Origin of the sequence: Flavisolibacter nicotianae (assembly GCF_003628535.1) — a bacterium.
Taxonomy (GTDB): domain Bacteria; phylum Bacteroidota; class Bacteroidia; order Chitinophagales; family Chitinophagaceae; genus Flavisolibacter; species Flavisolibacter nicotianae.
In genome coordinates this window covers 305,960-328,342 of sequence record NZ_RBCI01000003.1, presented here as the reverse complement: position 1 = coordinate 328,342, position 22,383 = coordinate 305,960, and the positions used below count along the sequence as shown (strand labels likewise).

Genomic DNA, 22,383 nt, shown 5'->3' with positions numbered 1-22,383 from the left:
AGTTGAGGAAATATCCTTAATCAACAAAACTGCACATGTACAAGTGGTGATATCAGTACACCAGTTGCTCCTTGATATTTGCCAAACCTTTTTCCATCATGGAGCCGTAGGTCCGTTCGTAAAACAGGGAGCTGAACTTTTGCCAGGGATACCATCCCAGGCGGAAATCCATGTACCATTGAAGTGTCAGTGAATCCGATTCGGGCTTGCCATACAACTGGAAGCCGCTGGTGACAGGTGTACGGCCCGGCTGCAGCAGTTGCACAACATAGGTTGAATCCGTTTGCGCAACGACTGTCTTTTGTAGAACGGAAAACGCTTTAACCGTTGCGGTATCCCTGTATGCCGGGTGCCAGGACGTGTCGGTTTTTACGATCGCCCATATGCGTTGCCGGTTGTTGGGCAGGTTCGTTGCTTTCGACAACCGGATCTGCGAGGGAATCAACAGCGAGATGAGTGTCATCAAAACAAACAAGAAAACAAACGAAAGAATGCCAAGTTTTATAATGCGCATGAATAGTGAACGATTGAATGAACGGTTTTTATTTTTTTGTGACCGGCAACAGAACGTTTATTGAGCCATGTTGCGGTCTTTGCTTTCTTGTCTTCTTTTCATCCGGTTGAAAAAACGAAAACTCTCTCTTGTACATTCGGGAATTCGCCTGGCATTGTGCAACCATTGCAGTTTATTGCTTTATCTTTTAATGGCCAGCGTCAATGGCTTGAACCACCAGTGCAAAACTCCTAAACACAGGAATTCCCCAGAGCCGGTTCTCTTCCCTAATTTCTCTCTCTACAAACGCCACTGCTTCGCAGCAAAAAACAGGGATCCTCATTTATCTTACCGGGTTCTATTTTTTCCAAACTCCAAACTCCAAACTCCAAACTCCAAACTCCAAACTCCAAACTCCAAACTTCCTACTCCCACCGGAAGAACTTCGCGGTTAAGGCATAAACCAAAACGCCCCAAACGAGCAGCACCAACATTTGTGGCCAGCAACTCCAGAACGAGGACCCTTCAAAAGCCACGTTGCGCAAGGCATCGTTCAGCGCCGTAAGCGGCAGAAACTGGAGCAAGGGCTGCATCCCTGCCGGCAGTGCCGATTTGGGAAAAAACGTACCGCTTAAAAAATACTGCGGGAACATAAACAGGTTGGCATAGATGGGAATGACGTTCTGGTTTTTCGCCAGCCCGCTGATCAAAAAACCAAATCCCATGAAAACCATCAGGCCCAGGAGCGAAAAGAACAGCATATCGAAAAACGTCAGAAGACCGTGCGCCAGGTAAAAGCCGTACATGAAATAGCCAAATGCGATCAGCACCACGACTGTCATCAACTGAAACAACACTTTTGAAATGCTCTCGCCCAGGATGATGTACCCCCGCTGGATGGGCGTGGCATACATGCGCTTCAGCACCAGCGTTTCCCGCAGCGAGTAAAACAGGAAGGCGACACCAAAGACAGCCGAACCGATCAGCGAGAAACCGATCATGCCGGGCAAGAAGAAATCGATCATTTTGTATCGGCGCCCGGAAATCACGGTTTGCGAGATGGAAGCCACCGACTGGCGGTCGGGATAGACCATTTCGTCCACGGTGTGGATGGTGTTGCTCAGGATTGTTTGCAGGGTGGCATAGTCGCGCTGGCTGGCCGATGACGTACGCAGGTGAATGACATAAGGTGTGGTGGCACCAACCGTTTTTTGAATATCGATAATGGCGGCAACCCTTCCTTTGCGCAGTTCATCTTCCACATCTTTTTTACTGCGGTCGGCCATGCGCAAAAACGGGTGGTGGGCCAGTTGCTGGTACAAAACCGTCGTGGTATCGATGCCTTTTTCAAATGCCACGTCCACCGATGGCGCACTACTGCCACCGGCCAGCGATCCAAAGATCCAGATCAGGACAATGGGAAAAAACAGTGAAAAAAAAATGGACTGCGGACTGCGAAACGTTGCCACCAGGCTGGCTTTCGTCACGGCCAGCATGGCTTTGATTTGAGAATAATTCGACATGTTGCGTAATGCGTAATGAATAATCAGTGAGGAGTGAAGTACCAACTATGCTGCGTAATAACTGATGAACAATCGGCCGCCTCTCATCATTCTTCACTCATCGCTCTTTATTTAAAAATAATTTCAAAGGGCAGCCTGGCCTGCACCGAGCCTGTCATGGCTTTAATCTTTTTCACCTGCTCAAACACCTTGTAGTTCTCTTCACCAATTTCATTTTTGATCAGGGCGGCCGGCTCCTGCTTTTTCCGGTTGAGGATATTCTCCAGCCAGTTTTCGCTTTCCGGGTATTCTTTCAGCCCGTAGTCGGTGAGCTTGGCCATGCGGGCCGCACAGGCAATGGCATCGTCAAGATTACCCAGCCTGTCCACCAGGCCAATGCGCAGTGCATCTTCCCCGCTCCACACCCGGCCCTGTGCGATCGATTCCACATAGACCGTATCGCGTTTCCGGCCTGTAGCCACCCGCTGCTTGAATGCCCCATAGATCCGCTCGATGCTTCCCTGAATAATGCTGCGTTCTTTTTCATCCATCGGCTTCACCACGGATCCGGCGTCGGCATAGGGCGCCGTGTTCACGCCGTCGAAGGTGATTCCCAGCTTGTTTTTGAAAAACCCCTGCATGTTTGGTATGATGCCAAACACCCCGATCGAACCGGTGATGGTGTTTGGATTGGCAAAAATACTGTCGGCACCGCAGGAAATGTAATACCCGCCGGAAGCAGCAACATCGCCCATGCTGACAACAATGGGTTTTTTGTCTTCCTGTTTTGCCATTTGCAGTTCCCGCCAGATCACGTCACTGGCCAGGGCGCTACCACCGCCGGAATTCACCCGCAGAACAATAGCCCGCACGTCCTTGTCCATCCTCGCCTTGCGAATCAATGCCCGGAAATTTTCGCCGCCGATTTGTGTGTTGTCGCCGGTGCCATCAACGATATCGCCTTCGGCATAGATCACGGCAATTTTATTGCGGCCCCCTTTGCGGATATTCACGGCATCACTGTAGGTATTGAGCGGTACAAGATTGAGGACATCTGAGCGACCAATCCCCAGCCGTTTTTTGATCTCTGTCCGCACTTCATCGTCATAGCGGGTCGCATCTACCAGTTTGTTGGCCACGGCATCCTGTGGTGTTTGCACCGACGCTGTTGCCGCAAGGCGGTACAGGGTTGCCGTATCTACTTTCCGTGCCTGGGCTGTCTGGCGCAGGAAATAGCGGTAGATATTTCCCAGCCACGCCGTCGTTTGCAACCGGTTTTCCGGCGTCATTTGATCGGTGCGGAAGATTTCGGTAGCGCTTTTGAATTTGCCGGCATAAAAGATCTGCGGCTGGATGTCCAGTTTTGCCAGCATGTCCTTCAGAAAGGGTAACGTAACGTGAAAACCCAGCCACTCGAAAGAGCCGGTGGGATTGACATAGACTTTGTCTGCAACGCTGCCGATAAAATAAGCGGATTGCGAAACGGTGTTGCCGTAGGCGATGATGAATTTTTGGGAAGATTTAAAATCAAGCAATGCCGTTCGCAGTTCATTGGACGCGGCAAAGCCGTTGCCGTTGTCATCCATGTTCAATAGAATACCGGCGATGTTTTTGTCCGTCTTCGCATAATGGAGCAGGCGGATCACTTCGTAAAGCGAAGGCTGGTTGCCACCGGCCAATGCAGCCAGCGGCGCGGTGTTGGTATGTTCACTAAACTTTTTCCCCAGGTCGATGGAAAGGACGGATTTGGCTGCAATTTCCGGCTCATTCTTTTTTGTAACACTGCTGAAAAAACCAAGCAGCAAAAAGAAAACGAGCAGGGAAAAAATCACCAGGGCAAGGAAAGAAGCAAAGAAGATTTTAAAGAAGCTTCGCATGCGGCAAAAAATTTCAAACGTCAAAAATACAGGATATTTGACGCCGTAGTGAGTGTAGACAATGAACAAAGCGTATTTACTGATAGGCGGCAACATGGGCAACAGGAAGGCATTTTTGGCCGCTGCCCGCACGGAAATCGGCCGCCGGTGCGGCCCCATCGTCCGGCAATCCGCACTTTATGAAACCGCCGCCTGGGGTGTCGAGGACCAAAATTCTTTCCTGAACCAGGTATTGGTTCTCCAAACCAGCCTCTCGGCTGAAGCCCTCCTGCCAATCATTTTGGAGATCGAAGAAAGCCTCGGCCGCAAACGCGATGCACGCTACGGCCCGCGGATCATCGATATCGACATCTTGTTTTTCAACCACGCGGTGCTGTGCAGCGACACACTGACCATCCCGCACCCGCAAATCCAGAACAGGCGGTTCGTTCTTGTGCCGATGGCTGAAATTGCCCCTGGTTTTGTTCACCCGGTTCTCAACAAAACAATCACGCAGCTGTTGGCAGAATGCCCCGACCGGCTGGATGTGCATAAAATTTCCTGAGCGGTTGCTGCAACATCTTTTATTTTGCCGGCTCTCAAATGAAGTATTCATTCATCACTGTTGAAGGGAACATTGGCGCCGGCAAAACAACACTGTCACATTTGCTGGCAGAGCGGTTCAATGCCCGCCTGATCCTGGAGCAGTTTGCCGACAATCCCTTTCTTCCTAAATTTTACGAAAGCCCCCAACAATATGCGTTCCCGCTGGAATTGTTTTTCATGGCGGAGCGTTTTAAACAATTAAAAGAACTGTTGCAGCAGCGTGATCTTTTCCAAAGTGTCACGATCTCGGATTACCTTTTTACCAAGTGCCTGCTTTTTGCCAAGGTCAACCTGCCGCAGGATGAGTTCAACCTGTATCAACGGCTTTTCGACATCATTCACCAGCAACTGATCCAGCCGGATATCTTAATTTATTTGCATGCGCCGGTTACACGGCTGCAGCAAAACATCCGCAAGCGGGGCCGCACCTACGAGCAAAGCATCCCCGACGACTATCTTTTCAGCATCCAGGAAACGTACACCCACTACATTCGGCAGCACAACCTGAAAACCATTTTCGTGGATGCATCGAACGCCGATTTTATCGGCAACGAAGCGCACCTGCAAACGATCATTGATGCCCTCGAAAAAGACTACGAAATAGGACAACATTATTTAACACTCCCGTGATGTGTTTTTGAAAAAGGGGGGACAGACTGCAATCTGGCATGAAGTCCGAACAGTCACGTTCGCATTGCGGTTCGCGGCCGAAATTATCTACGCAACTGATTCAACGCAAGTGAAAAGATCAGGCGACAAAAACAAAAAAAATTTTGGCTCGTTTTTCCCCCACCCCTATTTTTGCACTCCTTTCGGATTGAGCTATGGTGTAACGGTAGCACTACAGATTTTGGTTCTGTCTGTCAAGGTTCGAATCCTTGTAGCTCAACAAGCCCCGCACAAGCGGGGTTTTTCATTTTCTATCCGTTCACGCAATCTTAACCTTCACCTTAACCTTATCCTTAACCTTTCCCCTTTCCATTCTTGGCACATTAATTATGCGGATTCAGGAACAAGAATTTCGCATATGGTTTTAGACGATAAACTGCACTGGTACAAGGACGCTATCATCTACGAACTCCACATCAAGGCTTTTTCCGACAGCAACAACGACGGAATCGGCGATTTTGCAGGCCTGCTGCAAAAACTGGATTACCTGCAGGAACTGGGTGTCACCGCCATTTGGCTCCTTCCCTTCTACCCTTCGCCCTTGAGGGACGATGGCTATGACATTGCCGATTATTATACCATTAACCCGCGTTACGGCAATATCGAGGAATTCAGGCTCCTGCTCGACGAAGCACACAAGCGCAACCTGAAGGTCATTACCGAACTCGTGGTCAACCACACCTCCGACCAGCACCCGTGGTTTCAGCGGGCCCGCAGGGCACCGAAAGGCTCACCCGAGCGGGACTATTACGTCTGGAGCGACGACCCAACAAAATACAAAGACGTCCGCATCATTTTCACCGACTACGAAGCGTCGAACTGGACCTGGGACCCGGTGGCCCAGCAATATTACTGGCACCGTTTTTTTCACCACCAGCCCGACCTGAATTACGACAGCCCGCAGGTGCAGGAAGAGATTATCAAAGTTCTCGATTACTGGTGTGCCATGGGAGTAGATGGCTTTCGCCTGGACGCCGTTCCCTATCTTTTCGAGCGGGAGGGCACAAACGGCGAAAATCTTCCCGAGACCCATGCTTACCTGAAAAAACTCCGGGCCTATATCGACGAGCATTATCCCGGTATTTGCTTTTTGGCGGAAGCCAATATGTGGCCCGAAGACTCGGCTTCGTATTTTGGCAACGGCGACGAGTGCCATATGAACTATCACTTCCCGGTGATGCCCCGCATGTTCATGGCCCTGCAACGCGAAGACCGCTATCCCATCACCGATATTTTTGACCAAACCCCGGCCATTCCCGAAAATTGCCAGTGGGCCATCTTCCTGCGCAACCACGACGAACTGACCTTGGAAATGGTAACCGATGAAGAACGGGATTACATGTACAAGGTCTATGCAAAAGACCCCAAAGCCAGGATCAACCTGGGCATCCGCCACCGCCTGGCACCTTTGATGGAAAACGACCGGCGGCGGATTGAATTAATGAACTCCCTGCTTTTTTCGCTGCCCGGCACACCGGTGATTTATTACGGCGACGAAATCGGGATGGGCGACAACGTGTACCTCGGCGACAGGGACGGCGTTCGCACCCCCATGCAATGGTCGCCCGACAGGAACGCCGGCTTTTCCGACACCAACCCGCAACGCCTTTACCTGCCGGTGATCCTGGACCCGCAATACCACTACGAATCGGTGAACGTGGAAACCCAGCGGGCCAATACGTCGTCGCTCTTCTGGTTTATGAAGCGCATCATCAACCTGCGCAAAAAATACAAAGCCTTCAGCCGCGGCGACATGACCTTTATCCCGGTAGACAATCCCAAAATCCTGGCGTTTACCCGCAGCTACCAGGACGAAACCCTGCTGGTTGTGGTAAACCTTTCCAAATACTCCCAGCCGGCCGAAATTGATTTGTCGGAATTCAAAGGCTATGTGCCGCTGGAAGCGTTCAGCAAGAGCCGCTTTCCGGCCATAAAAGAGTCCAGTCCTTACTTTTTCACCCTTGGCCCGCACGACTACCAGTGGTTCGTTCTGGAAAAGCCGCAGCAGGAAACGAGGGTAGAAAAAAAGCTTCCCTATTTTAACGTACAGCAATGGGAGCACCTGCTGCAGGACAACACGGTAGAACTCCTGCAGAATCTTGTACTGCCCGATTATATTGCATCGACCCGGTGGTTTGCCGGTAAGGGAAAACGCATTTACAGCACAGCCATCGTTGCCCAAACGGCTTTGCCGGTCGATGGAAGCGATGCGCAAATTCTGCTTGTCGAAGTTGCCTACGAAAGCGGCCTGCCGGAGTATTATCAACTGCCGCTTGTTTTTGTAAGCGGCGAGGAAGCAAGAAAACTGGAAGCGTCGGCACCGGAAGCGATCATTGCACGGATACGCGTCGAAAATGAAGAAGGCCTTCTTTGCGATGGCATTTACACCGTTTCTTTCCAGGAAGCCATCTTCCGTTTCCTGGCCAACAACAAGCGGTTCATGGCAGGCGGCGAAATTGTTTTTGAAGCCAAAGACCTTTTGAAGACCCACCTCGAAAAGGTGCCGGAGATCAAGGCAAAGGTTCATACAACCAGCGAATTGCATACGGCCCTCTCTTACGACAACACCTTTTTTTTAAAATACTACCGCAAGGTCGACAAGGGCATTCACCCCGACGTCGAGATCACCCGCTACCTCTCGGAGGAAAAAGTCTTCCAGCACACCACCCGCTACGTTGGCGGAATCGAATGGCGGCTGGGCAGTACGTTTTTCCAATTGGCCATGCTGGAACTGCTCGAAGAAAACCACGGCGACGGCTATCGGTACATGCAGGAAAGAATCGCCAATTACATCGAACGCATCCTCGCAAGGGACCGGTCCCAGCTCCAGCGTTATCCGAAACAGGGAACCCTGACGGAGCCGGTTGCGTTTGAAGAACTGAGCGATGAAATGAAGGAATTTGTGGGTGCCAATGCCGCAGAAATGGCAAGACTGGTAGGCGAACGGACAGCCGAACTACACCTGGCGCTGGCAGAAAATCTTTCGCGGGAATTTGTCCCCGAAGAGTTTTCGCTGCACTACCAGCGGTCGCTGTTTTCGTCGTTTACGTCCCTGGTCAGGGAAACCTGGCAAAACCTGGATAAAAAAAGCGCCGCATTGCCGGAGGCTTTGCACGACGACATGCTGGCCTTCAGCAGCCAACGCGATAGGGTAACCAACCTTTTGAAACGCATTTACAGCAAGAAGCTCGATGTACAGAAGATCCGTGTGCACGGCAATTTCGGCCTGCCGCATATCCTCCTCACCGGCAAGGATATCGTGCTGCACGACTTTGGCGGCAATCCCACCAGGGCCTACAGCGAACGGAGGCTAAAGCGTTCGCCCCTGCGTGACGTGGCCGCGATGATCCGCTCTTTCTATGTCGTGGCGTACGACGGATTTTTGACAACGACGCATGCGCAGACCGAAGAGATTGCGGAACTGCTGCCCTTTGCCGATTTCTGGGCACACTACATGACGAACTTTTTCCTGAAAGCTTACCTGGAAAAGATCAACGGCAGCCAGGTTGTCCCCGGCAACAACGACGATTTGGAAATATTGCTGCAAACGTATTTGTTGGAAAATGCCCTGCACCTGCTGAACCAGGAACTAATGCATCACCCGGACCGCGTAATGATACCGCTTCGCATGCTGCAAATGGTATTGGGCACAGGAGAAGCAAAAGAACCGGTAGCCGAAACAGAACAGGCAGCGCAGCAAGCAGGCTAATGCCGGTTTCAGTACAATGATTAGATATTAAGATATTCGATATTGGGATATTGGTTACAGATAATATCCCAATATCGAATTATCCAAATATCCAAACAGCGTCTGGCGAAAAAAACAAAGCTTACTCCCCGACATTTCGCTGCATTTCGGCAATCTGTTCGCGGGTGCCCAGCACGATTACCTTCATGCCGTTGGAAATGACAATGCTATCGGGTGGATTGATCCGGAACTTGCCTTGCTTGTCTTTAACGCCAATGCAATTGACTCCGGTTTTCTTCCAGTCCATGATTTCCTTTAGCGATTTGTCGCGGATGGAGACCGGTAGCTTTTCGTAGTCCACGGCTTCGATATGAATGGACTCTCCATCCTCGCCGGAGAGGAAGTCTATAAACTCGATGACATCCGGTTTCGACACCAGGGTTGCCATGTGCATGCCACCGATCGCATCGGGCATGATCACGCTGTCGGCGCCGGCCTTGTACAACTTGGCAGTGGCACTCTGGTTGGAAGCCCGGCTGATGATCTGCAGGCCGGGGTTAAGCGACCGCGCCGACAAAACGATAAACACATTGTCGGCATCTTCGGGCAACGTGATCAGCACTGCCCGTGCCCTTGACACGCCGGCCTCGATCAGCATGTCATCATCCGTGGCATCGCCACTCAGGTATACAAGCGACCGGTCGTCGTGAAAATGCTGCCGCATCACTTCGGTATTTTTTTCGATCACGACAAAATCAATCTTGTGTGCTTTCAGGGTTTTGGCCGCCTGGTGCCCGTTGCGTCCGAAGCCACAAATCACGACGTGGTTATTCATCTTTTCCAGCGTTTGCATAAGTCGCCTTTTGGTTAGGTAAAACGTCATTTCCCCGCTCAGGATGTACTGGGTAATCCGTGCCAGCAAAAACGTGAACGTGGTAAAAGACGTCAGGATAAAAAAAAAGTTGAACACTCTTCCCACCTGCGACAGCGGCTTGACTTCGTGGTAGCCAATTGTCGTAATGGTAATCAGCGCCATGTAAAAAGCATCAAAAAGGCTGTAGCCTTCGATGAGCACGTAACCGCATACGCCAAACAGGAAAACGCACAAAATCGCAAGCATCCAGTAGGTCAGCGGCGTATATTTTTTACCCAGCGGCATAAAACGAATTTACAACGGTGGCAGGCATTGAGTCGGCGCCTGTTAAAGTAAGGCTTAAGTTGAGTGAGGAACAAAAAAAATCCTCTCTTTCCCAGCCTGTCTTTCGCTAAAGGAATTTTTGTACTTAACCCAAAAAAAGGCCCCCGCACGAAACGAGGGCCGTAATGGCAAGCAATCATCAGACAGTTCTACGAATATAGAATTTAAATGGCTTTGCTAAAAATTGGTTTTGCACTTTGTTCTCCTCTTTGCAGGTAAAGATCGAAGGCGCTGCATACCACCCTGATGAAAAAGTGCCCCTGCTCTGTCAACCGTACTCCAAGGCTGTTCCACTCCACCAGTCCATCAGCCGCAAGGGCATCCAGTTTTGGAAAGGTATACGCTTTCAGCAAAGCCAGGTGGTTGTTTCCGAAGGTCGTGGCGCCTTTGCAACTGATATCCAAAATGTATTTTTTAAAAGCAATGTCTTCCTCGCTCAGCACATAACCCTTCCGGATGGCAAACCGGCCGTTGTTCACCGCGGCGTAATAGTCGTGCAGCGTTTTTTCGTTTTGCGCAAAGCCATTGCCGGTGTCGGAAATGCTGGAAACGCCCAACCCCAGCAACATCCCCGTATTCTGCGTAGTGTAGCCCATAAAGTTCCGGTGGAGGCGACCGGTTGCCCTGGCCAAAAAGAGTTCATCATGCGGGAGGGCAAAATGATCCATGCCAATATCAGCATACCCGGCTTTGGTGAGCAGGTCCTTGCCCTTTAAGTACAACTGGATTTTTGTTTCCGCGTCGGGCAGGTCGTTTTCGTCGAACAGGCGTTGCGCCTTGCTTGTCCAGGGCACATGGGCATAGCTGTAAAAAGCGATGCGGTCCGGTTTCAGGGCGATCACCTCGTTAATGGTTTGCTCGATGCTTTCGAGTGTTTGTAGCGGTAGGCCGTAGATCAGGTCATAGTTGACAGATGTAAAACCGATGGCTCTTGCCTGTTCGGTAGCCCGCCTGACATTCTCTACCGGCTGAATGCGGTTAATCACCCGCTGCACACGCGGATCATTGTCCTGCACCCCGTAACTGATACGGCGGAAGCCAAGGCTGTACAGCAGTTTCAGGTGTTCTTCGGTCGTGTTGTTCGGGTGTCCTTCGATACTGAACTCGTGACGCGGATGGACAATGCTGTTTTTCAAAATGGTGGACAGCAGGCGTTTTAAGTTCCGCGGAGAAAAAAAGGTGGGTGTGCCGCCGCCCAGGTGCACTTCGCGAATGACCGGCGTTTGCTTCATCAACTGGCGGTAAAGCCTCCACTCGTTCTCAATGGCCTGCAGGTATTCTTCTTCCACCGAATGGTTGGTGGTAATTTTTTTGTTGCAACCGCAGTAGGTACACAGCGATTCGCAAAATGGTAAATGGATGTAAATACTGATGCCATTGACGTGGTTCTGCTCGGCAAATTTTTGCACAAAAAGACTCTTCCATGTTTCCACATCCAGGTGCTCCTTCCAGACGGGAACAGTGGGATAACTTGTGTAGCGTGGCAGTGGCTGATTGTATTTCCGTACCAACAGAGGATTCACGGTTTCATTTGGCATCATGGTTCAAAAGTAGAATCCCACCGATGCGTAAAACATGATGCAGGTTAGAACCAAAGGGGAGATTTGTCAGGTGAGCCAAAGGCCAAAATGCAAAAGCCAAACATAAAAACAGGATGCACCTTTTTTGTTTTCACATTTGGCTTTTGGCGTATGAAACGGGAGTTAGTAAAGCAGGTTCTTTAGCTTGTCAAGATTGATTATGGAGATCTTGCCGCTTTTAATATCAATCAGTTTTTCGCCTTTGAAATCACTTAACGTCCGGATCAGCGATTCGGTGGCTGTGCCCACATATTGCGCAATGTCTTCCCGCGAAAATTCGATCAGGTTTTTCTGCCCGTCTTTGTTGAACTTTTCATGGATGTCTACAAGCGCCTTGGCAACCCGCTTGCGAAGCGAGCTGTAGGCCAGGTTGAGCAGGCGTTCTTCCTTTTCCTTGACGTTCTGCGTGACAATCCGAATGAATTTTGTCGCTATGTTAATGTCACTGTAAATCATTCCGAGAAATTCATCCCGCGGGATTTGCATGATATCGGCATCTTCCAAAATCGTGGCGCTGTCGTCGTAGTTTTTGTCTTCGATCAGTGCTGTATAGCCGATGAAATCGCCGGCGCTAAACAGGTCTGTAATGTATTCTTTGCCGTCTTCGTGCGATTTGAATGCTTTTACTTTTCCGCTCACGAGGTAGTAAAGGAAGCGGGGACGTTTGCCCTCCTGGTAAAGCGTCTGCTTCTTGTGAAAATTTTCCACGGCATACTGGTCGGAAAGATGCTTGAGCAGCCCGCTGTCCTTTACGTCTTTCACAAACTGCGTCAGGCCTTGCGGCGACGATGCATAATTCTGCTTCAGCACTTCCGCTTTTTTCAGGCGCACTTCGATGGCGTTGAGCAGTTCGATGTCTTCGAAGGGTTTGGTTACATAATCATCAGCTCCCATTTCCATGCCCTTTCGAAAATCGCTGCGTTCGGTTTTTGCCGTCAGGAAAATGAACGGAATATTTTGCGTATCGGGGTTTTTGCGCAGCAGGTGCAGCACACCGTATCCATCGAGTTCGGGCATCATGATGTCACAAACGATCACGTCGGGCTTTTCCCTCGTGGCCACTTCCACCCCGCGTTTTCCGTTTTCAGCCGTCAGGGTTTTATAGCCTGCCAGGTCGAGGATTTCCGCGGTGTTCTCCCGCAGATCGTTGTTGTCGTCAATGACCAGAATTGTCTTCGTCATGCTCATTTTCTTTAATGGGTATTGTTATCGTAACGGTGGTGCCGTGGCCCAGCGCACTCTGTAAATTTATGGTACCGCCGATTAATTCGGTATAGCGCTTCACAATGTGCAGGCCCAGGCCTGTCCCCTGGATATTCAGTGCGTTCTTGCCCCGGAAGAAGGAAGAGAAAAGATGGTCCTGGTCTTCCGGCGAAATACCAATGCCTTTGTCTCTCACGAGGATCGTAGCCATCTCGCCATCCACCCGGCTCTCGACATCCACTGTGGCATTTTCCTCGGAAAACTTCAGGGCATTGCTTAGCAGGTTGATCAGGATATTTTTCAGCAATTTTTTGTCGCTGTTCACGCAGTCGTCGCCATCATGCGTGTATTTAATTTCCTGCCCTTTTCGAATCATCCCCCGTACTTCGTCGATGGTGTCGTGGATGGTTTCGGACAAATGAAAAACGCCCACCTGGGCACCGATCTTTCCTTCGTCCAGTTTGCCCAGGCTTAAAAAGTCTTCGAGCAGGTCGTTCAGGTGCTTGACGCTTTCCTTGATTCGGTTTACGTGTTTGTCGCGGTTCGGCTGCTGTTCGGTGGTGGTGTATTTGCCAATGAGCGATGCGGACGATAGCACGGAACTCAGTGGCGTCCGGAATTCGTGTGACGCCATCGACACAAAGCGGCTTTTAATTTCATTGAGCTGCCTTTCCTTATCCAGCGCTTCGCTCAGTTCTTCCTGCGACTGCTCCAGCCGCTGCAGGGCTTCTTTCAGGATGATCGTCCGCTCCTCCACCTTGCCTTCCAGTTCGACGTTCATGCGCCGGATATCATTGGTAACTTTTTCCAGTTGTTTCTGCTGTTCCAGCATACTGCGCTCAATTTCCTTGCGGTGCGTGATATCCACCACAAAGGCAATCACGTATTGCTTGTTATCCTGGCGGTACGAGCTAAGGCTTACTTCCACAGGGAAATTTGACCCGTCCTTCCGCTGGCCAAAAAGGTCGCGACCCGAACCCATTTCGCGGTTTTGCGGATGTTGGTAAAACCCATCGCGTAGCTGCACATGCCCGGCCCGGTAACGGGTAGGCAGCATCACCTCTACTTTTTGCCCGACCAGTTCATCCTGGTCGTAGCCGAACATCCGGCAGGCCGACGGATTCACCAGCACGATCGACGCCGTCTGGTCGGCCAGGATGATTCCTTCGGTTGCGTTCTCGAACAGGGAGGTCATGTGCGATTTATCGAATTGAATGCTTCGCAGCAGGCCCTTGATGTAAAGGACGATCAGTGTGCTGAAAGAAATGAGAATAAACAGGAAAAAGTACTCGGCTCCCGATGCCGGAAGCTTCCTGATCCAATTGCTCCAGACCAGGAAAAGCAATACCACAACGCTGCTGCCCACACCTGCAATGAGCGTGGCGCCGCGGCCCGGTACAAACACGGAAAGAAAGATCACCATAAGCAACCCGCTGAGGGTAATGCTGTAGCCCGGCATATACAAAGCAAGTGCGATGGTGATGGCAAATACCAAAAAAGCGTAGACGCTGGCTTGCCGGCTTGAGAGTTGGGGCATCGTCACAGATGAATCACTTTCCACAAACTTAAGGCAGAAGAATTATACTTGCAGCAGGCACTTTTCCATCTCCAGCGCTTTGGGAAAAAGAATGTTGTTTTCCAAATGCTTGTGCTGTACCAGGTCAGCATCAAATTCTTTAAGCTTGTTGTAAATAACCTGGTAGTTGGCGCAGGCTTCGGGACCAAAGCTGTAATGGCCGGTTTGGGCCCGCAGTTGGTGTAACAATGATTCAATGCGGCCATGCTCTTTTTCGATGGTTTGTCCCAGCGGCTTGCGCATCGTCCGCACAAACAAACCGCCGTATTTTTCCTTTTGATGGTAGGTGCTGTTGATTTGCTTGACGTACGGAAAAATACTTTCCTCCTCTTCTTTCATATGCTCTTCCATTTCCTCGGCCAGGTCGAGAAAGGTTTGCTGCACAACGGCCAGGTGCGGGTATTTTTTTAAATGTCCCGGCACAAATGAAGCCAGCAACTGCCGCAGCGACGGCAGGGCCGTCTTCAGGTATTGATGGTGAACATGAAGAATGTAGTCGGTTAAAAACGGCACAGGCCACTCGTTAAAAGCAATGCCATTCGACAGCAGCACATTTCGCGTGGCTTGTTTTAAATCCTTTTCCAGGTCGGCCTGGTTGATCTGCTGCGCTGAACACGCTTCGGCAAGCGGCAAGTTTCCGCCACAGCAATAATTAATGCCCCATTTCCGAAACACGTCGGCGGTACGGTAATCGTCGATCACGAAATCACGGACGGTCTTAACACCCTGCATAAGATTCTATATATAAACAACAAATTAAAAATGTGGCCGGAAGAGGGAATATGATTTTTATCAGGTTTGCAACTGAGAAGAATCAAACCTGCATTTCGGGTTTCGGTTGCCCTCGCCCGAGAGAGCCACAGGCGCTGGTTCAGGCGCTGTCCACAGCGGTAAGGCCGTGCAGCAGTTCGTTCTGGTCGGTATCCAACAATTCACCCACTGTTGTATGGTAAAGAATTTTGTTCAACGGGGCTTTCAGCGGCAACACTTTATCGTGCAGGCGACAGGGATGCTCCGAATTGCACGTCCCGCGGCTTAAGACGCATTGCTCCAGTTCTTCCGGGTGGTCGGTAAGCCGGTACACATCCATAAGCGGGCGGGATAACGTCGTCTCATTCAGGAAAAACCCGCCGGTCGGTCCTTTTTGCGATGAAAGGATTCCATTTTGCGCCAGCCGTTTCATGATCTTTCCCATGAAATGACGCGGCACACCAAGGGCTTCCGCCATTTCATCCAGTTGCACAGGCCCTTCGCTGGCCCGAAGTGCAACAAACAAAATGCCCCGCAATGAATAGCCAAATGATTTGGAAAAAATCATATCACCGGTTTAGTGGATAAAAGTCGCCCGGCAACAGCCGCCAATCTTTGACTTTACTCATGTTGCCCTTTGAGAACCGTCAACTTTTCACCGGCGGTGCACCGGCAACTTGCGGAGCGTTACAAACACACGGGATTATTATTATTGCTTACCTTTCTTTTTCCGATGATTAAACCCAACAAACAGCTCTGGATTGGCCTTAGTCTCATCAACCTATTCCTTGTTGCTTTTTTTGGTTTTATCCTGCGCAGCAAGATCCTGTTTCCGCTTCCCTTTGTCGACTACCGAAACATGCTGAGTGCACATTCGCATTTTGCCTTTGGCGGCTGGGTCGGACTGATCATGCTTGTTTTACTCATTTACAACCTGCTGCCGCCAACGCATTCCGGCAAACGCTTTTATCAATGGATGCTCGCCGGAATTGAAATCAGTTCGCTGGGCATGGCTGTATTTTTTCCCTTCCAGGGCTACAGCAACGTGGCCATCGTTTTTTCATCGCTTTATATAGTGGTGACCTACGTATTTGCGCCTGTCTTTTTAACTGATGTGATCAAAACGGTGAAGGAAAAAACCATTCGGCTACTGGCCATTGCAGCAGTTATTGCACTGCTGGTCTCGGCAATTGGCCCGCTGGGCCTTGTGTCTATTCTTTTATTCAAGGCCACCGGTTCTACGCTTTACCGTGACAGCATTTATACGTTCCTGCACTTCCAGTACAACGGCTTTTTTACGCTTGCCGTTTTTGCACTTTTTTTCCGGTTCTTAAACGGGAAGGGAATTACGCTGAACAAACAGGCACAACGCTTTGCCCGGTTCTATTGTGCTTCGCTTTTGCCGGCACTTTTTCTTTCGTTGCTCTGGCACGGCCGGGTGATCGATTACAGCCTGGCAGCAGCAGGCGCCTTGCTGATCCTGTTTGCCACATTTTATTTCGCAAGCTTCTTCAGAAGATTGAAAAAAGACTCGCTTTTTACGTATCCGCTGGCAGGTACACTCTGGTATTTTTCGGCCCTTTCTTTTCTTTTGAAAATGCTCCTGAATGTCGGCACGCTTATCCCTTCTTTGGGCCATGCGGTATATGGTGACCGGCCGGTCATTATCGGGTTTTTGCATCTGGTTTTTCTTGGGTTTGTCACCTTTTTCATCCTCAGCCACCTGCTCGAAGAAGGCTATTTCGTCAACGGCCAAAAAAGCCGCCGCTTTCCTTTTTTGCTTTTCTCTTTTGGCATTATCGCTACCGAAACGCTGCTGATGCTGCAGGGGCTGGGCATCCTGTTTAAAACCAACAGCGGCATATACAACTGGCTGCTATGGCTTGCCAGCATTTGCCTGTTTACAGGAGCCGGCGCCATTGCCTGGACCTATTGGGCCCATAAAAAAGCTGTAAGCCAGCAATGGCAGCCGTTGAAAAACTGAGCAGCATTACTGCCACGGTTTCAGCGGTGCCAATGGAGCTTACAGCAAGAAAAAGTTGATAATCTATCTGCCTTTAGTTCTTACCGTCATTTTTGCGCATGAACTCCAGTACGTCACGTGCATCCTGGTCGTTCAGGCTTTGGTTGGGCATGCGCACCAGACACTGCTCCAGCATTTTTTGCGCAGCCGTGTCTTTGTTGATCATTTCTTCGGTATTGGTCACAAAGTTCATGATCCACTCCGGTGTTCTGCGGTCGGTCACGCCCTTCCAGCCCGGCCCTACCAGTTTTTCTTCTGTTGTTTTGTGACAGGAGGCGCATTTTACATTATACACATTTTGGCCGGCTGCCACCATTTTTTCATCCAGCGGATGGGTGAGCTCTACATTTTTGAATTTGCCAATGCCCTTGGTATCACTACCGCTGGCTTCGCCAGTACTGGTCGTCGTTGTAGTGGATGTGCTGTCGGATGTGGCTGCATTGCCCTTGTCCGAGCCGGAATTACAGGCTGTGAGCAGCGAGAAAGCGCAAGCAAGCGAGGCAAGCGATAAAAAATGCTGTTTCATCATAAAATTGATCTTTTGGTGAAAAAATCTTACTGTTTATATCCTATTGAATCAACGCAATTTTAGTAGCCTGCCAGTACTTATCTGCACTGCAACAACCCAAGTTTGCTGGCACTTTCGCCTGGTATTAGGCTCTTCTTTTAAAACCTGTCCATCCTTTTTTTCTTACAGGCACGCATGATCGAAACGGTCAAAAGAAAGGTACACTGTTTTCCTTTACACCCGATTCGCTGTTTTTCCCTCCCGAAAAATGTGCCATTATGGACCTGGTGATCTCCGGAGTTTCTGGAGAGGCGTCTTCCTCTTTTTAAGAGAGCAATTCCCTATCAATACTCACCTCAACCTGACTATTATCATCTTTTGCAATGACCGACCTCACCACCAACGAAATGATGCGGAAATACTTTTACCATCGGAAAAAAGACCTCTCTATCTCTTTTAAAAATTAAAACTCTGCAAATGAAAAAAACAGCGATCCTGAAAATGTCCCTGATGATTTCTTTCTTTTTTGGTCTTGTTGCATGCGTCAGCAAAACGCCGACAAACAACGATCCCCTGGACACGCAGGAACTGACGAAGAATCAAACCGAAGTTCACGGAGATGTTGTCAAGCCCGAAGATGTTCAACTCACCCACCCTTTGAATGCACAGTGGGTCAGCGACGGGAAAAGCATTTATGATGTCAAGTGCCAGAGCTGCCACAAGCTGACCGATGAAAAACTGGTGGGCCCCGGCTGGAAAGGCGTGACCAAGCGTCGCTCCCCCGACTGGATCATCAACATGATCACCAACGTGGACGTCATGCTGGAAAAAGACCCCGCTGCCCAGAAGTTACTGGAAGAATGCCTGGTGCGCATGCCCAATCAAAACCTGACAAAAGACGAAGCCCGCAAAGTGCTGGAATTCCAGCGCAGCAACGACGGCGAAAAATAATTTCCACAAACATTCAATTCACGTATATGTATCTCCCGAACAAACTCCTAACAACGCTTGCACTGGCTGCCACCGCAACAGCCGGACTCTTTAGCTGCAAACCCAAAGGCGCAGAATCGGCCGTTAGCGGCGATGCGGCAGCCAAGGTGTATGTGGCTCCCGGCAAGTACGACGAGTTTTACAACTTCGTCTCCGGTGGCTTTAACGGACAAATGAGCGTCTATGGCGTTCCCTCTGGCCGCTTATTGAAAATCATTCCTGTTTTCTCGCAGTTCCCCGAAAACGGCTGGGGCTTTAGCGAGGAAACAAAGCCCATGCTGAACACTTCGCACGGTATGGTTCCCTGGGACGACCTGCACCACATTGCCCTGTCGGAAACCAATGGCGAACACGATGGCCGCTGGGTCTTTGCCAACGGCAACAACACGCCGCGGATTGCCCGTGTGGACCTGAAATCGTTCCGCACAGCCGAGATCATCGAGATTCCCAACAGCGCCGGTAACCACTCCTCTCCTTTCATTACGGAAAACTCGGAGTATGTTGTCGCCGGCACACGTTTTTCTGTTCCGCTGGACGACCAGAACGGTGACGTGTCCATCAGCTCCTACAAAGACAATTTCAAAGGAACGGTCAGCTTTATCAAAGTTGATCCCACCAGCGGCAATATGAACATTGCATTCCAGATCCGTACACCGGGAGTCAACTTTGACCTGGCCCGTGCCGGTAAAAAAGTTTCGCACGGCTGGATGTTCTTCTCCTGCTACAATTCGGAAAAGGCCAACACACTGCTGGAAGTGAATGCGTCTGCCAAAGACAAAGACTTCATCATGGCCGTAAACTGGAAAAAAGCAGAAGAGTACCTCGCCCAGGGTAAAGGCAAGAAAGAAGCCGTGAAGTATGCACACAACCTGTATGACGAAACAAAACACCAGGCCACGTCCACGATCATGAACGAAGTGACCGTGCTGGATCCGAAAGATTGCCCCGAACTGCTCTATTTCATCCCTTGTCCCAAGTCACCACACGGTTGCGACACCGATCCTTCCGGTCAATTTATCGTTGGTAGCGGCAAGTTGGCGGCAACCATTCCGGTCTTCTCGTTTGCAAAAATCCAGAAAGCCATTGCCGACAAAGCTTTCGATGGCAACTACGACGGCATTCCTGTGATCAAGTATGAAGCTGCCTTGCAGGGTGAAGTACAAAAGCCGGGTCTTGGTCCTTTGCACACCGAATTTGACAACAACGGCAATGCGTACACATCCATGTTCGTTTCATCCGAGATCGTCAAATGGAGCCTGAAAGACCTGAAAGTGCTGGACCGTGCCCCGACCTATTATTCTGTTGGTCACTTAAGCGTGATGGGCGGACCGACCGGTAAGCCTTATGGCAAATACCTGATCGCCTACAACAAAATCACCAAAGACCGTTACCTGCCTACCGGTCCCGAGCTGGCCCAAAGCGCACAGTTATACGACATCAGCGGTGATAAAATGAAGATGATCCTTGACTTCCCGACCGTGGGTGAGCCACACTACGCAGAAGCCCTTCCGGCTGAAAAAATTTCGAAGCAGAGCACGAAAATCTACAAGATCGAAAACAATGCGAACCCTTATGCCGCGAAGGGTGAAGGACAGGCAAAAGTGGAACGAAAAGGCAACGAAGTGCATGTGTACATGACCTCTATCCGTTCGCACTTCACACCCGACAACATTGAAGGCGTAAAAATGGGTGACGTGGTTTACTTCCACGTAACCAACCTGGAACAGGATTGGGATGTACCCCACGGCTTTGCGGTGAAAGGGTCGAACAACGCGGAAATCCTGATCATGCCCGGCGAAACACAAACCTACAAATGGACGCCTGACAGAACCGGGATCTTCCCGATCTATTGTACCGACTTCTGCTCGGCGCTGCACCAGGAAATGCAGGGTTATGTGCGGGTATCTCCGGCCGGAAGCAGCGTGGCCCTGGCATGGGGAACCAACAAAAACCCGCTCGGCGGCCAACCACAAGGCAGCGGCGGAGCGTCCACCAACCCAATCAAACACTAAAACAGATAAGAGCAGCTTTCACAGGAAAGCTGCTCTTTAAAAACTTCTATATGAAAAAGCTTTTCATTTTTGGAATCACTGCTATGGCAACCACCGCGATCCTCTCCTGCAACGATGCAGCAACAGACACCAAAGTGGCTTCTGCCACATCGGAAAACATGCCGGCTGCCGGCCAGTCGGCCGTGCAGGACGACGAGTCGGCAAAGGATGTGGTAAAAGTTGCGGCGGGATCAAAAGATCACACAACACTGGTGGCGGCCGTAAAACAGGCCGGACTGGTTGATGCGCTTTCCAACGCCGGACCTTTTACCGTGTTTGCTCCCACCAACGAAGCGTTTGACAAACTACCCAAAGGCACGGTGGAAGACCTGATGAAACCCGGGAACAAAGAAAAGCTGCAGGACATTTTGCAGTACCATGTATTTGTCGGCAACCTGAGCACCACCCTCATGCAGGACGGGCAAACCCTGAATGAAGTAAACGGTGGCAACATCACCATCAGCAAATCCGCCGATGGTAAGATCAGGATCAACAACGCTGCCAATATCATTGCCACCATACCAGCATCCAATGGCGTTATTCACGTGATCGACGCCGTGCTGCTGCCGCCATCCAAATAGTTACAATCTCCACAACTTCCCGGTTGGCAAAACCGGGAAGTTTTAAAAAGAACAGCGTGTTATGAAAAAGATGAGCCTTCCCTCCAGAATCATTATAGCCTTCGCTTCCCTTAGCCTGCTCGCCACCCTATTTCTCCCCGTGTGGTTTATCTTCCTGATTGCCCCACAATACCCCGAAGGACTGACTATGCAGATCTGGCTGAACAAAATCACCGGCCAGGTGGAGATCATCAACGGGCTGAACCACTACATCGGCATGAAGCACATCAGCGCCGACATGTTTCCCGAATTCAACTTCTTAACCTATATCGTTTATTTTTTTATTGCTTTCGGTCTTGTAGTGGCCCTTACCGGAAAACGAAAAATCTTGTTCGCCGCCATTGTTTTGACACTGCTTGGTGGTGCTGCCGCCATGTATGATTTTTACCGCTGGGGATACGACTACGGCCACAACCTTGACCCCAAAGCCGCCATCCAGGTGCCGGGTCTCTCCTACCAGCCGCCGCTGTTCGGCCACAAGACACTGCTCAACTTCGACGCTTACTCTTATCCCGATGTTGGCGGATGGATTGTGATTGCAGCAGGCGCCCTCGTCATCCTGGTATGGGCCTATGAATTCCGCCGCAGCAAAGCACAAAAGGTAAAGCTTTCTCCTTCGCTGAAGAACAAGGTGGCGCTTGCGGCACTTGTAATTGTAACACTGAATTCGTGCTCCGTAAAACCTACCCCTTTCCAGTACGGCAAGGACATGTGCGACGATTGCAAAATGACGATCATCGAGCCGAAGTTTGGTGGCGAGATCATCACCAAAAAAGGAAAGGTCTTCAAGTTTGATGATGCACATTGCCTGTCACACTTCATTCATTCCGGCAGTGTGAAAGAAGCCGACATCGCACAAACCGTATTCGTTGACTACGACAACAACAACCATTTCCTCGATGTAAAGTCCAGTTATTTCGTGGTAAGCCCACAATTAAAAAGTCCGATGAACAGCAACGCCGCTGCTTTTGTCACTAAAGAAAAAGCAGCGGCCAAAGCGACTGAAACCGGCGGCCAGGTCAAAACATGGGACGAGGTTTTCAACGCTCAACCTTAACCGTCGAAAACGA

At 50.3% G+C, this 22,383-nt stretch carries 18 protein-coding genes and 1 tRNA gene; 9 read left to right on the top strand and 10 right to left on the bottom strand.

All coding sequences use genetic code 11. From position 1 onward, the window contains the following. Positions 1-52: 52 nt before the first annotated feature. From D6024_RS09830 to sppA, 3 genes are all read right to left on the bottom strand, one after another. Positions 53-514 carry an SRPBCC family protein gene (locus tag D6024_RS09830; RefSeq protein WP_121354428.1) on the bottom strand — a complete coding sequence of 154 codons (462 nt, stop codon included), beginning with the start codon at positions 512-514 and terminating at the stop codon, positions 53-55. A 404-nt stretch (positions 515-918) separates the two neighbouring features. Beyond that, positions 919-2,016, bottom strand: a complete 1,098-nt coding sequence (locus D6024_RS09825) for an ABC transporter permease (RefSeq protein ID WP_121354427.1) — start codon at positions 2,014-2,016, stop codon at positions 919-921. 107 nt (positions 2,017-2,123) lie between these two features. Continuing rightward, the gene (gene sppA, locus D6024_RS09820) at positions 2,124-3,872 is read right to left on the bottom strand and encodes a signal peptide peptidase SppA (protein WP_121354793.1); all 1,749 of its coding nucleotides are present in this window, start codon (positions 3,870-3,872) and stop codon (positions 2,124-2,126) included. Positions 3,873-3,933: 61 nt separating this feature from the next. Here sppA and folK point away from each other — a divergent pair, with 61 nt between their 5' ends. From folK to treS, 4 genes are all read left to right on the top strand, one after another. Continuing rightward, a complete protein-coding gene (gene folK / locus D6024_RS09815; RefSeq protein WP_121354426.1) occupies positions 3,934-4,416 on the top strand; it encodes a 2-amino-4-hydroxy-6-hydroxymethyldihydropteridine diphosphokinase in 483 nt (160 codons plus the stop codon). A 38-nt stretch (positions 4,417-4,454) separates the two neighbouring features. Next, on the top strand, positions 4,455-5,087 hold the full coding sequence (locus D6024_RS09810; RefSeq protein WP_121354425.1) for a deoxynucleoside kinase: 633 nt from the start codon (positions 4,455-4,457) through the stop codon (positions 5,085-5,087). A gap of 188 nt (positions 5,088-5,275) precedes the next feature. Then, a tRNA-Gln gene (locus D6024_RS09805) sits at positions 5,276-5,346 on the top strand. 138 nt (positions 5,347-5,484) lie between these two features. Continuing rightward, positions 5,485-8,835 (top strand): maltose alpha-D-glucosyltransferase, encoded by a 3,351-nt coding sequence (gene treS, locus D6024_RS09800; protein WP_121354424.1) that lies wholly within the window; start codon positions 5,485-5,487, stop codon positions 8,833-8,835. 121 nt (positions 8,836-8,956) lie between these two features. On the opposite strand, the gene D6024_RS09795 is transcribed toward treS, so the two are convergent. The 6 genes from D6024_RS09795 to D6024_RS09770 form a co-directional block, all read right to left on the bottom strand. Then, on the bottom strand, positions 8,957-9,973 hold the full coding sequence (locus tag D6024_RS09795) for a potassium channel family protein (protein ID WP_121354423.1): 1,017 nt from the start codon (positions 9,971-9,973) through the stop codon (positions 8,957-8,959). Positions 9,974-10,176: 203 nt separating this feature from the next. After that, the gene (gene hemN / locus D6024_RS09790; protein WP_162944674.1) at positions 10,177-11,535 is read right to left on the bottom strand and encodes an oxygen-independent coproporphyrinogen III oxidase; all 1,359 of its coding nucleotides are present in this window, start codon (positions 11,533-11,535) and stop codon (positions 10,177-10,179) included. Positions 11,536-11,715: 180 nt separating this feature from the next. Beyond that, a complete protein-coding gene (locus tag D6024_RS09785; protein ID WP_121354421.1) occupies positions 11,716-12,774 on the bottom strand; it encodes a response regulator in 1,059 nt (352 codons plus the stop codon). After that, on the bottom strand, positions 12,749-14,332 hold the full coding sequence (locus D6024_RS09780) for a sensor histidine kinase (protein WP_240409999.1): 1,584 nt from the start codon (positions 14,330-14,332) through the stop codon (positions 12,749-12,751). The genes D6024_RS09785 and D6024_RS09780 overlap by 26 nt, the downstream gene beginning before the upstream one ends. 42 nt (positions 14,333-14,374) lie before the next feature. Continuing rightward, positions 14,375-15,103, bottom strand: coding sequence for a DUF542 domain-containing protein (locus D6024_RS09775; RefSeq protein WP_121354420.1), 729 nt, complete (start codon positions 15,101-15,103; stop codon positions 14,375-14,377). A 139-nt stretch (positions 15,104-15,242) separates the two neighbouring features. Further along, complete coding sequence (locus D6024_RS09770) at positions 15,243-15,689, bottom strand: RrF2 family transcriptional regulator (protein WP_121354419.1); 447 nt, start codon at positions 15,687-15,689, stop codon at positions 15,243-15,245. A gap of 165 nt (positions 15,690-15,854) precedes the next feature. Here D6024_RS09770 and D6024_RS09765 point away from each other — a divergent pair, with 165 nt between their 5' ends. Continuing rightward, positions 15,855-17,105 (top strand): hypothetical protein, encoded by a 1,251-nt coding sequence (locus D6024_RS09765; RefSeq protein ID WP_162944672.1) that lies wholly within the window; start codon positions 15,855-15,857, stop codon positions 17,103-17,105. A gap of 73 nt (positions 17,106-17,178) precedes the next feature. Here D6024_RS09765 and D6024_RS09760 read toward each other — a convergent pair whose 3' ends face one another. After that, positions 17,179-17,673 (bottom strand): c-type cytochrome, encoded by a 495-nt coding sequence (locus D6024_RS09760; protein WP_240409998.1) that lies wholly within the window; start codon positions 17,671-17,673, stop codon positions 17,179-17,181. A 456-nt stretch (positions 17,674-18,129) separates the two neighbouring features. Between D6024_RS09760 and D6024_RS09755 the strand changes: the two genes are divergently transcribed. The 4 genes from D6024_RS09755 (at position 18,130) to D6024_RS09740 (ending at position 22,370) form a co-directional block, all read left to right on the top strand. After that, positions 18,130-18,603 (top strand): c-type cytochrome, encoded by a 474-nt coding sequence (locus D6024_RS09755; protein WP_121354417.1) that lies wholly within the window; start codon positions 18,130-18,132, stop codon positions 18,601-18,603. Positions 18,604-18,629: 26 nt separating this feature from the next. Next, complete coding sequence (gene nosZ, locus D6024_RS09750; RefSeq protein WP_121354416.1) at positions 18,630-20,654, top strand: Sec-dependent nitrous-oxide reductase; 2,025 nt, start codon at positions 18,630-18,632, stop codon at positions 20,652-20,654. A 50-nt stretch (positions 20,655-20,704) separates the two neighbouring features. After that, a complete protein-coding gene (locus D6024_RS09745; RefSeq protein WP_121354415.1) occupies positions 20,705-21,274 on the top strand; it encodes a fasciclin domain-containing protein in 570 nt (189 codons plus the stop codon). 61 nt (positions 21,275-21,335) lie between these two features. After that, on the top strand, positions 21,336-22,370 hold the full coding sequence (locus D6024_RS09740) for a nitrous oxide reductase accessory protein NosL (protein ID WP_205573259.1): 1,035 nt from the start codon (positions 21,336-21,338) through the stop codon (positions 22,368-22,370). The last annotated feature ends 13 nt before the right edge of the window (positions 22,371-22,383 follow it).

Bases quoted from the DNA above. Each gene is read 5' to 3' on its own strand.
- D6024_RS09830 (WP_121354428.1), bottom strand. From the start codon at position 514: ATGCGCATTATAAAACTTGGCATTCTTTCGTTTGTTTTCTTGTTTGTT.
- D6024_RS09825 (WP_121354427.1), bottom strand. From the start codon at position 2,016: ATGTCGAATTATTCTCAAATCAAAGCCATGCTGGCCGTGACGAAAGCC.
- sppA (WP_121354793.1), bottom strand. From the start codon at position 3,872: ATGCGAAGCTTCTTTAAAATCTTCTTTGCTTCTTTCCTTGCCCTGGTG.
- folK (WP_121354426.1), top strand. From the start codon at position 3,934: ATGAACAAAGCGTATTTACTGATAGGCGGCAACATGGGCAACAGGAAG.
- D6024_RS09810 (WP_121354425.1), top strand. From the start codon at position 4,455: ATGAAGTATTCATTCATCACTGTTGAAGGGAACATTGGCGCCGGCAAA.
- treS (WP_121354424.1), top strand. From the start codon at position 5,485: ATGGTTTTAGACGATAAACTGCACTGGTACAAGGACGCTATCATCTAC.
- D6024_RS09795 (WP_121354423.1), bottom strand. From the start codon at position 9,973: ATGCCGCTGGGTAAAAAATATACGCCGCTGACCTACTGGATGCTTGCG.
- D6024_RS09785 (WP_121354421.1), bottom strand. From the start codon at position 12,774: ATGACGAAGACAATTCTGGTCATTGACGACAACAACGATCTGCGGGAG.
- D6024_RS09780 (WP_240409999.1), bottom strand. From the start codon at position 14,332: ATGCCCCAACTCTCAAGCCGGCAAGCCAGCGTCTACGCTTTTTTGGTA.
- D6024_RS09775 (WP_121354420.1), bottom strand. From the start codon at position 15,103: ATGCAGGGTGTTAAGACCGTCCGTGATTTCGTGATCGACGATTACCGT.
- D6024_RS09770 (WP_121354419.1), bottom strand. From the start codon at position 15,689: ATGATTTTTTCCAAATCATTTGGCTATTCATTGCGGGGCATTTTGTTT.
- D6024_RS09765 (WP_162944672.1), top strand. From the start codon at position 15,855: ATGATTAAACCCAACAAACAGCTCTGGATTGGCCTTAGTCTCATCAAC.
- D6024_RS09760 (WP_240409998.1), bottom strand. From the start codon at position 17,673: ATGATGAAACAGCATTTTTTATCGCTTGCCTCGCTTGCTTGCGCTTTC.
- D6024_RS09755 (WP_121354417.1), top strand. From the start codon at position 18,130: ATGAAAAAAACAGCGATCCTGAAAATGTCCCTGATGATTTCTTTCTTT.
- nosZ (WP_121354416.1), top strand. From the start codon at position 18,630: ATGTATCTCCCGAACAAACTCCTAACAACGCTTGCACTGGCTGCCACC.
- D6024_RS09745 (WP_121354415.1), top strand. From the start codon at position 20,705: ATGAAAAAGCTTTTCATTTTTGGAATCACTGCTATGGCAACCACCGCG.
- D6024_RS09740 (WP_205573259.1), top strand. From the start codon at position 21,336: ATGAAAAAGATGAGCCTTCCCTCCAGAATCATTATAGCCTTCGCTTCC.